Genomic DNA, 8,738 nt, shown 5'->3' with positions numbered 1-8,738 from the left:
GTGGGAGCGGGCGAGCCCGCGAACGACCGCAAAGCGGTCGCAAACCAGCCATAGAGACATTCACCTTGTCCCACACCCCCCAACGCCGCTGGTACTTGCCGGTATCGCTGATCGCTGCCCTGGTACTCCTGCCCCTCAGCGTGCTGCTGCTGTCGTGGCAATCCCTAGACGTGCAGATCTGGTCGCACCTGCTCGATACCCAGATGACTCGCCTGCTGGGCAATACCCTGGCGCTGGTGGTGGGTGTGGGCATCGGCGTTACCGTGCTGGGCGTCAGCCTGGCCTGGCTCACCAGCCTCTGTGAGTTCCCCGGCCGGCGTTGGCTGGACTGGGCGCTGATGTTGCCGTTCGCCATACCCGCCTATGTGCTGGCTTTCGTGTTCGTCGGCCTGCTGGACTTCGCGGGCCCGGTGCAGACCGCACTGCGTGAGCTATTCGGCCCCATGCGCCTGCCCCGGGTGCGCTCTACCGGCGGGGTCATCATCGTGCTGGTGCTGGTGTTCTACCCCTATGTCTACCTGCTGGCGCGCACGGCGTTCCTGGCCCAGGGCAAAGGCTTGATGGAGGCTGCGCGGGTACTTGGGTTATCACCCTTGCAGGCCTTCTGGCGGGTGGCGCTGCCCATGGCGCGGCCGGCGATCGGCGCCGGTGTCGCCCTGGCGCTGATGGAAACCCTGGCCGATTTCGGCGCGGTGGCGGTGTTCAATTTCGACACCTTCACCACAGCCATCTACAAGACCTGGTACGGGTTTTTCAGCCTGTCCAGCGCAGCCCAGCTGGCCAGCCTGTTGCTGCTGGCGGTGATGCTGGTGCTGTACGGCGAGCGCCGTGCCCGCGGCGCCAGCCGCAGTGGCAACGAGCGGCCACGCGGGCAGGCGCTGTACCGCTTGCGCGGGCTGAAGGCGTTGCTGGCCAGCGGCTGGTGCCTGCTGGTGTTCGCCTGCGCCTTCGTCATCCCGCTGCTGCAACTGCTGGTGTGGTTCTGGCAGCGCGGGCGGCATGACCTGGACGAGCGCTATGTCGGCCTGGTGTCGCACACCTTGTACCTGGGCGCCATGGCCGCGCTGCTCACCGTGAGCGCGGCATTGCTGCTGGCCTTCGCCCGACGCCAGGCGCCGAGCGCCGGCATACGCGCCGGGGTTGGCCTGGCCAACCTGGGCTATGCCTTGCCCGGTTCGGTGTTGGCGGTGTCGATCATGCTGGCCTTCAGCTACCTGGACAACCAGTTGGTCATCCCGCTGTCCGGCTGGTTGGGCGGGGCCGGCAAACCGTTGCTGCTGGGCAGCCTGTCGGCCTTGCTGCTGGCTTACCTGGTGCGCTTTATCGCCGTGGCTTACGGGCCACTGGAAAGCAGCCTGGAGCGCATTCGGCCTTCTTTGCCCGAGGCTTCACGCAGCCTGGGTGTCGGCGGTGCCAGGTTGTTCCTCAAGGTTTACCTGCCGCTGTTGCTGCCGGGCGCCCTCAGCGCGGCCTTGTTGGTGTTTGTCGACGTACTCAAGGAAATGCCGGCCACCTTGCTGATGCGGCCGTTCGGTTGGGACACGCTCGCGGTGCGGGTTTTCGAGATGACCAGTGAAGGCGAATGGGCGCGAGCGTCATTGCCCGCCCTGACGCTGGTGCTGGTGGGCCTGTTGCCGGTCATCGGCCTGATCCGCCGTTCGGCCCGTCGACCCGGCCACAGTCACTGAGGGTGCCAGAGCGCGGGCTTGCGGCTACAATGCGCGGCATTCGCGCGGCGGGTGTCAAACAACAAGAGCTGACGCGCAACGTCATCGACCGCCGCCGCTTCGCCACGCCCGGAAGGAGAAACCCATGGGACAGCGCACGCTTTTGTACGACCTGCACCTGGCGCTAGGCGCCAAGACGGTCGATTTCGGTGGCTGGGACATGCCCCTGCACTATGGCTCGCAGGTCGAGGAGCACCATCAGGTGCGCAGCGATTGCGGGGTGTTCGATGTTTCCCACATGACCGTGATCGATGTCGATGGTCGCGATGCCACTGCCTGGTTGCAGCGTCTGCTGGCCAACGATGTGGCCCGCCTCGACGACACCGGCAAAGCGCTATACAGCCCGCTGTTGCAGGCGCAGGGCGGAGTGATCGACGACCTGATCGTATACCGCACGCAAGATGGCTATCGCCTGGTCACCAACGCCGCTACCCGCGCCAAGGTGCTCGGCTGGCTGCAGCAGCAGCGTGACGGTTTTGCCGTGGACTTCAAGGTCCGTCCCGACCTGGCCATCCTTGCCATCCAGGGCCCGCGTGCCCGAGAAAAGGTTGCGCCCCTGCTAAGCGCCGCGCGTGCCGCGCTGATCCGCGAACTGCGCCCGTTCGAAGGCTTTGCCGAAGGCGACTGGTTCATTGCCCGCACCGGGTATACCGGTGAAGACGGCCTCGAGATCATCTTCCCTGGCGACCAGGCCGTGGGCTTCTTCAACGAACTGGTGGGTGCCGGCATTGCCCCCAGCGGCCTTGGCGCGCGCGATACCCTGCGCCTGGAAGCCGGCATGAACCTGTACGGCCAGGACATTGACGAGCAGCACACCCCGCTTACCTCCAACCTGGGCTGGAGCATTGCCTGGGAGCCTGCCGAGCGTGACTTCATTGGCCGCGCTGCCCTGTTGGCGGAAATCGAGCACGGTGTGCAGGAAAAACTGGTCGGCCTGGTACTGGAAGAGCGCGGCGTGCTGCGCGCCCATCAGGTCGTGCGTGTCGCCGGTATTGGCGAAGGGGAGATCACCAGTGGTAGTTTCTCGCCTACGCTGAGCAAGTCCATTGCCTTGGCGCGCGTGCCCATGGCCACCGGTGACCGGGCCGAGGTGGAAATTCGCGGCAAGTGGTACCCGGTGCGGGTGGTCAAACCGACCTTCGTGCGCCATGGCAAGATCCTGATCTGAACCATTATTTACCGGCGGGCGTACCGCTGAGCCAATCGAGGAATTCAAGACATGAGCAATATCCCCGCCGACCTGCGTTTCGCCGAAAGCCATGAGTGGGCCCGCCTGGAAGCCGACGGCAGCGTTACCGTGGGCATCAGCGACCACGCCCAGCAAGCCCTGGGTGACGTGGTGTTCGTCGAGCTTGCCGAAGTCGGCAAGGTGTTCGCCGCGGGCGACGCTGCCGGCGTGGTCGAGTCGGTCAAGGCCGCTTCGGACATCTACGCCCCGGTGGGTGGCGAAGTGATCGCGGTGAACGAAGAGCTGGCTGACAGCCCGGAGCTGCTCAACGAAGAGCCTTACGGGGCGTGGATCTTCAAGCTCAAGCCAAGCAACGGTGCCGAGCTGGACAAGCTGCTGGATGCTGCCGGTTACAAGGCTGCGATCGGCGAATAAGACCGCGTCGCCTGCTTCGCGGCTAAAGCCGCTCCTACAGGTATTGCATGGCCCTGCGTCTTGCGCGACCCCTTGTAGGAGCGGCTTTAGCCGCGAAGAGGCCGGACCTGCAAACAAGTTTCCCCGCACAACCGGCAATCCCTTCCTAGACTTGTAGTCTCCATGAGAGCTGTTCCAGGAAGAGAGCGTGGTCATGTCCCAGTCGCCGTCCCTGCATCAACTGCAAGAGCTCAACCCGTTCCTGCGTCGCCACCTGGGCCCGGATGCCGCCGAGCAGCAGGCCATGCTCAACGCTCTGGGCGTGGCGAGCCGCGCCGAGCTGATCGAGCAAACCGTTCCGCCAGGCATCCGCCTGAAGCGCCCCCTCGACCTGCCACCGGCACTCGACGAGCAAGCGGCCTTGGCCAAACTCGCGGGTTACGCCGCGCAAAACCAGGTATGGACCAGCCTGATCGGCATGGGCTACCACGGCACCATCACCCCCACGGTGATCCTGCGCAACGTGCTGGAAAATCCCGGCTGGTACACCGCCTACACGCCTTACCAGCCCGAAATAGCCCAGGGCCGGCTGGAGGCGCTGCTGAACTACCAGCAGATGGTCATCGACCTGACCGGGCTGGCCCTGGCCAACGCCTCGCTGCTGGACGAGGCGACTGCCGCCGCCGAGGCCATGGCCCTGGCCAAGCGGGTAGCGCGCAGCAAGAGCAACGCATTCTTCGCCGATGAGCACTGCCACCCGCAGACCCTGTCAGTGCTCAAGACCCGCGCCGAAGGCTTCGGCTTCGAACTGATCATCGATTCTGTGGATAACCTGAACACGCATGCGGTATTCGGCGCATTGCTGCAGTACCCCGATACCCACGGCGAGGTGCGCGACCTGCGCCCTCTGATCGAGCACTTGCATGGCCAGCACGCCCTGGCCTGCGTGGCTGCCGACCTGCTCAGCCTCGTACTGCTCATGCCGCCCGGCGAGCTGGGCGCCGATGTGGTGTTGGGTTCTAGCCAGCGCTTTGGTGTACCGATGGGTTACGGCGGGCCACATGCGGCGTATTTCGCCTGCCGCGACGACTACAAGCGGGCCATGCCCGGGCGCATCATCGGCGTGTCGCGTGATGCCCGTGGCAACACCGCGTTGCGCATGGCCCTGCAAACCCGCGAGCAGCATATCCGCCGTGAAAAGGCCAACTCCAACATCTGCACGGCGCAGGTGCTGCTGGCCAACATCGCCGGCTTCTACGCGGTCTACCACGGCCCGCAAGGCCTGCAGCGCATTGCCCAGCGCGTGCACCGGCTGACGGGGATACTGGCGGCCGGCCTTGCGGCCAAAGGCATCAAGCGCCTCAACCAGCACTTCTTCGACACCCTTACCCTCGACGTGGGTGGCGCACAGGCCGCCATCATCGAGAGCGCTGAAGCCGCACAGATCAACCTGCGCATACTGGGCCGCGGCCACCTGGGCGTGAGCCTGGATGAAACCTGCAACGAGCAGACAGTGCTGCGCCTGTTGGACATTTTCGTGGGGGTGGACCACGGGCTGGACATCGCCGCGCTTGACCAGTCGGCCCTGGCCGAAGGCATTCCGCCCAGCCTGGTGCGGCATTCGCCGTTCCTTGTCCACCCGGTGTTCAACCTGCACCACAGCGAAACCGAGATGCTGCGCTACCTCAAGCAGCTGGAGAACAAGGACCTGGCGCTGAACCAGTCGATGATCCCGCTGGGCTCCTGCACCATGAAGCTCAATGCTACCAGCGAGATGATCCCGATCACCTGGCCTGCTTTCGCTCAGTTGCACCCGTTCGCCCCGGCGGGGCAGGCCGTCGGGTACAAGGCGATGATCGACGAGCTGGAAAGCTGGCTGTGCACCATTACCGGCTTCGATGCCATCTGCATGCAGCCCAACTCTGGGGCCCAGGGTGAGTACGCTGGCCTGATGGCGATAACCCGCTACCACCGCAGCCGCCAGCAACCGCAGCGTACCTTGTGCCTGATCCCGTCATCGGCACACGGCACCAACCCGGCGTCGGCACAGATGGCCGGCATGGAGGTGGTGATTGTCGATTGCGATCAGGGCGGCAACGTCGACCTGGCAGACCTCAAGGCCAAGGCCGGTGCAGCCGGTGAGCGCCTGTCGTGCCTGATGATCACCTACCCCTCCACCCACGGCGTGTACGAAGAGGGCATTCGCGAAATCTGTGACGTGGTGCACCAGCACGGCGGCCAGGTGTACATGGACGGCGCCAACCTCAATGCCCAGGTGGGGTTGGCGCGCCCTGCCGACATTGGGGCCGATGTGTCGCACCTGAACCTGCACAAGACCTTCTGCATCCCCCACGGCGGCGGTGGTCCGGGCATGGGGCCGATCGGTGTTCGCGCTCATCTGCAACCCTTCGTCGCCAGCCACCCGGTGGTACCGGTCCCCGGCCTGGATCCGAACAACAGTGCGGTCAGCGCTGCGCCCTGGGGCAGCGCCAGCATTCTGCCGATCAGCTGGATGTACATTGCCATGATGGGCCCGCAACTGGCTGACGCCAGCGAGGTGGCGATCCTCTCTGCCAACTACCTGGCCAGCCAGCTGGCTGGGGCCTTCCCGGTGCTCTACCGCGGGCGTAACCAGCGCGTGGCGCATGAGTGCATACTCGACCTGCGGCCGTTGAAGGCGCTGACGGGCATCAGCGAGGAGGACGTGGCGAAGCGCCTGATGGACTACGGCTTCCATGCACCGACCATGTCGTTCCCGGTGCCGGGTACGCTGATGGTGGAACCGACCGAAAGTGAGTCCAAGGCCGAGCTGGACCGCTTTATCGAAGCGATGCTGGCAATTCGCGCGGAGATATCGGACGTTCAGGATGGCAAGTGGCCGGCAGAGAACAGCCCGCTCAGGCATGCGCCGCATACCTTGGCCGATGTCTTGGGCATATGGGACAGGCCCTACAGCCTGGAGCAGGCGGTGGCACCGGCTGCGCATGTGCGCCAACACAAATACTGGCCGGCGGTTAACCGGGTCGACAACGTGTATGGGGACCGCAACCTGTTCTGTGCCTGTGTGCCGGTGGAGGCTTATCGCTGAAAGCGCAGGGTGACCGATTGGGCGCGCAGCGCGCGCCCCGGGGTTTTACTCGGCTACCGCATTCTTGGCCAGGATGGCATTGGCCAGCTCCATGTCCGAGGCCTGCAGCCCCGGGTTCTCGGCCCGTGCCTGGTGCATGGCGGCTTCCAGGAACGGCCCACGAATCGCACCTTCGCTGGCAACGAAGCTGCTGGCGTCGTCCTGCGCGGCGAGGACAAGCTTGTGGTCCCGCGACGTCAGGTAGGTCGAACCAGTCGTTGCCCCGGAAGAAATCACGTTACGCCAAAAGGTATCAGCCATGGCCGAGCCCATAGGCAGCGAGAGCAGGGCAGCGGCGGCAACGGCAGTTTTGAGACGCATGTTGAAACACCTCGAAGGGTGGGGGTTGAAGATGCGCCGTTGGATCTTTTCCAATGGGGCAAGTTCCTGAATGCCGGGGCTTTTCGTCAGCCGCACACGCGCAATACCTCATGCATGCAGGTCTGCCCAGTGGTCACCTTGGCCTCGCCACAACGGCGAAGATCCACCAGGCCATCGGCCCGGGCCTGTTGCCGCAGAATGGTCAGGTCGGCATCCCGGCCGATCAGCGCGCGCAGCTGGTCGCTGGGCTCGAGCAGTTCAAATAAACCGGTGCGGCCATGAAAGCCGGTGCCTCGGCAGGTACGGCAGTGGGCGCAGGTATTCGCTTGGCAGTCCGGGCACAGGGTGCGTACCAGGCGCTGGGCCATGACGCCGACCAGCGTCGCCTTGATCAGGTAGTCGGCCACGCCCAGTTCCTGCAGGCGGGTGATGGCCGCGCAGGCATCGTTGGTGTGCAGGGTAGACAGCACCAAATGCCCGGTCAGGGCGGCCTGTACCGCCACCAGGGCCGTTTCGCGGTCGCGAATTTCGCCGATCATGATGATGTCCGGGTCCTGACGCAGCAGGGCGCGTACCCCGGCGGCAAAACCAAGGTCCAGGGCGGGCTGCACCTGCAACTGGTTGAACGCCGGCTCCAGGCGCTCGATGGGGTCTTCGATGGTGCACAGGTTGACCTGTGGCGTGGCCAATAGCTTGAGGCTGGTATACAGCGTGCTGGTCTTGCCGGAGCCGGTGGGGCCGGTCACCAGGATGATGCCCTGGCGCTTGGCCAACAGGCGCTGCCACTGGGCCAGTTGCTGGCCTTGCAGGCCGAGGCGGTCGAAGCCCTCGTGCAGTTGCTGCGGGTCGAACAGGCGCAGCACCAGCTTTTCGCCGTAGGCGGTTGGCAGGGTCGACAACCGTAGCTCGACCTCACCGCCGCCGGGCAGGCGGCTGTGCAGGCGGCCGTCCTGCGGCCGGCGCTTTTGCGCCACATCCATGCGCCCCAGGTGCTTGAGGCGGCTGACCAGTGCCAAGGTCACGCCGGCAGGAAAGGCGTACACGTTATGCAGCAGGCCGTCGATGCGGTAGCGCAACTGGCCCTGATCGCGGCGGGGTTCCAGGTGAATGTCGCTGGCACGTTGTTCGATAGCGTACTGCAGCAACCAGTCGACGATGTGCACGATGTGCGCGTCGTCGGCGCTGGCTTCGGCCTGGCGCTTGCCCAGTTCCAGCAGTTGCTCGAGTTCGCCCAGGCCGGCGGCCTGCTGGTATTGCGCGCCTTTTACCGACTGGGCGAGGTGCTGGAACGACTGCCCTGCCTGGCGGATCTGCAACGGGCTGGCCAGCACCCGACGAATCGGCCGGCCCAGGCTGCGGGCCAGGTCGGCCTGCCAGTCGTTCTGGTAGGGCTCGGCACTGGCGACGGTAACGCCGAGGGCGTCGGCTGCGACGATGAGGATGCCGTGGCGCTGGGCGAAGGCCGGCGCGATCAGGCCGCTGACTTGGGGCAGGTCGAGCTGCATGGGGTCGATGCGCAGGTAAGGCTGGCCGACCTTGCGGGCCAGCCATTGGCAAAGGTGCTCAAGGTCCAGCTGCTGGCCAGGCTGTTGGCGGTGGTCCAGGCTGCAGGCGGCGATCTGTTCGAGCGGATGGCAAGCGGGGTGCGCGGCGGCGTGATCGAGCACGTGCTGGGTGTCGTTGGCGTGCAAGTGCTGGTCGGCGACCAGGGCGGCGAGCACGCGTTCAAGGTCGAGAGTGTTTGTGTGGGGGCTATGCATGCTGGGCGTCCGTGCCTGTTCGGGAATGTGCCGGTCAGGCTAGCCGGGCGGAGCGCGGGCATCACCGGGGAAGGGTTTCGGGATTTTACACCTAGGGTGCAGAGGTATTGCGCGAGGCTATAGGCTAATGCCTGTCAGTTAGGTAATTTGGGGCCGCTTTGCGGCCCTTCGCGGGCACGCCCGCTCCCACAGGGGATCGCGCATTTCTTGAGTTCAGCGCC

Annotated in this window: 6 protein-coding genes; 4 read left to right on the top strand and 2 right to left on the bottom strand. The window is 65.3% G+C overall.

The features are described 5' to 3' along the window. Window positions 1-65: 65 nt before the first annotated feature. The 4 genes from ACF8SD_RS15755 (at window position 66) to gcvP (ending at window position 6,397) form a co-directional block, all read left to right on the top strand. Window positions 66-1,688, top strand: coding sequence for an iron ABC transporter permease (locus ACF8SD_RS15755; RefSeq protein WP_173891504.1), 1,623 nt, complete (start codon window positions 66-68; stop codon window positions 1,686-1,688). A gap of 124 nt (window positions 1,689-1,812) precedes the next feature. Further along, window positions 1,813-2,895 carry a glycine cleavage system aminomethyltransferase GcvT gene (gene gcvT, locus ACF8SD_RS15750; RefSeq protein ID WP_392484687.1) on the top strand — a complete coding sequence of 361 codons (1,083 nt, stop codon included), beginning with the start codon at window positions 1,813-1,815 and terminating at the stop codon, window positions 2,893-2,895. A gap of 51 nt (window positions 2,896-2,946) precedes the next feature. Continuing rightward, window positions 2,947-3,330, top strand: coding sequence for a glycine cleavage system protein GcvH (gcvH, locus tag ACF8SD_RS15745; RefSeq protein WP_173891502.1), 384 nt, complete (start codon window positions 2,947-2,949; stop codon window positions 3,328-3,330). A gap of 193 nt (window positions 3,331-3,523) precedes the next feature. Continuing rightward, on the top strand, window positions 3,524-6,397 hold the full coding sequence (gcvP, locus tag ACF8SD_RS15740; RefSeq protein ID WP_392484686.1) for an aminomethyl-transferring glycine dehydrogenase: 2,874 nt from the start codon (window positions 3,524-3,526) through the stop codon (window positions 6,395-6,397). 45 nt (window positions 6,398-6,442) lie between these two features. Here the strand turns inward: gcvP and ACF8SD_RS15735 are convergent, their stop codons facing one another. Both ACF8SD_RS15735 and ACF8SD_RS15730 read right to left on the bottom strand, forming a co-directional pair. Beyond that, window positions 6,443-6,757 carry a DUF2388 domain-containing protein gene (locus tag ACF8SD_RS15735; RefSeq protein ID WP_009684128.1) on the bottom strand — a complete coding sequence of 105 codons (315 nt, stop codon included), beginning with the start codon at window positions 6,755-6,757 and terminating at the stop codon, window positions 6,443-6,445. 86 nt (window positions 6,758-6,843) lie between these two features. Next, window positions 6,844-8,517: a GspE/PulE family protein gene (locus ACF8SD_RS15730; RefSeq protein WP_392484685.1), complete on the bottom strand. Its 1,674-nt coding sequence runs from the start codon at window positions 8,515-8,517 to the stop codon at window positions 6,844-6,846. Window positions 8,518-8,738: the final 221 nt, after the last annotated feature.

The sequence above is a fragment of the Pseudomonas sp. CJQ_9 genome (assembly GCF_043106615.1).
Classification (GTDB): Bacteria; Pseudomonadota; Gammaproteobacteria; order Pseudomonadales; family Pseudomonadaceae; genus Aquipseudomonas; species Aquipseudomonas juntendi.
The sequence above is the reverse complement of the archived record's forward strand: the minus strand, read 5'-3'. Positions and strand labels throughout refer to the sequence as shown.